The organism is Testudinibacter sp. 'clade 2', from assembly GCF_006227735.1.
Taxonomy (GTDB): Bacteria; Pseudomonadota; Gammaproteobacteria; order Enterobacterales; family Pasteurellaceae; genus Chelonobacter.
Map to the genome: position 1 here is coordinate 1 of NZ_VDHB01000187.1, position 1,165 is coordinate 1,165.

The 1,165-nt window shown below is 49.7% G+C and carries 1 protein-coding gene; it reads right to left on the minus strand.

Annotated features, from left to right (window positions below):
- Window positions 1-104 precede the first annotated feature (104 nt).
- On the minus strand, window positions 105-1,165 hold a 1,061-nt coding region (gene ychF / locus FHQ30_RS12350), incomplete at its 5' end, for a redox-regulated ATPase YchF (protein WP_139625182.1).

Here is a 1,165-nt window from a genome sequence, read left to right on the forward strand (position 1 = left end):
CATTTTTCCTTTATTGATTAAGTGCTTATACCGCACTTCGCAAACGGGCGGATAGTTAATCAGCCCCTACTTTTGCTTTATCAATTCTCTTGGTGAGAAATGAATTACACATTAAAACGGAAGTGCATCACATCGCCGTCTTTGACAATATAGTCTTTGCCTTCCAAGCGCCATTTGCCGGCTTCTTTTGCGCCGTTTTCACCTTTGAATTGAATGAAATCATCGTAGGCGATCACTTCGGCGCGGATAAAGCCTTTTTCAAAATCGGTGTGGATCACGGCGGCGGCTTTCGGGGCGGTGGCGCCAACGGCAACGGTCCAAGCACGCACTTCTTTCACCCCGGCAGTGAAGTAAGTTTGCAGGTTTAACAATTGATAACCGGCACGGATCACCCGGTTTAAGCCCGGTTCTTCCAATCCCAGCTCTTGTAAAAACTCATTTTTTTCTTCGTCGTCCAACTCGGCAATTTCTGATTCGATCGCTGCACACACCGGCACCACCACCGCACCTTCGCTGGCGGCAATTTCACGCACGCGATCTAAATACGGGTTGTTTTCAAAGCCGTCTTCATTGACGTTGGCGATGTACATGGTCGGTTTCAGGGTTAAGAAGTTGTAGCCTTTAATTGCGTGCAACTCGTCTTTATCTAAATCTACCGAACGGATCATGCCGGCATTTTCCAGCACCGGCAGGATTTTTTCCATAATCGACAGTTCGAATTTCGCCTCTTTGTCGCCGCCTTTGGCACGCTTGGTCAAACGCTGAATGGCTTTTTCGCAGCTGTCCAAATCGGCTAACGCCAGTTCGGTGTTGATGGTGTCGATATCTTCCGCCGGATTGATCTGACCGGCAACGTGCACAATATCGTCGTTCTCAAAACAACGCACCACATGACCGATGGCGTCGGTTTCGCGGATATTAGCTAAGAATTTGTTACCTAAACCTTCGCCTTTGCTCGCACCGGCAACCAGACCGGCGATATCAACGAACTCCATGGTCGTTGGCAGCACCCGTTGCGGATTGACGATTTCCGCTAGCGCATCTAAACGTGGATCCGGCATCGGCACCACGCCGGTATTCGGCTCGATGGTGCAAAACGGATAGTTTGCCGCTTCGATGCCAGCTTTTGTCAAAGCGTTAAACAGGGTCGATTTGCCCACATTCG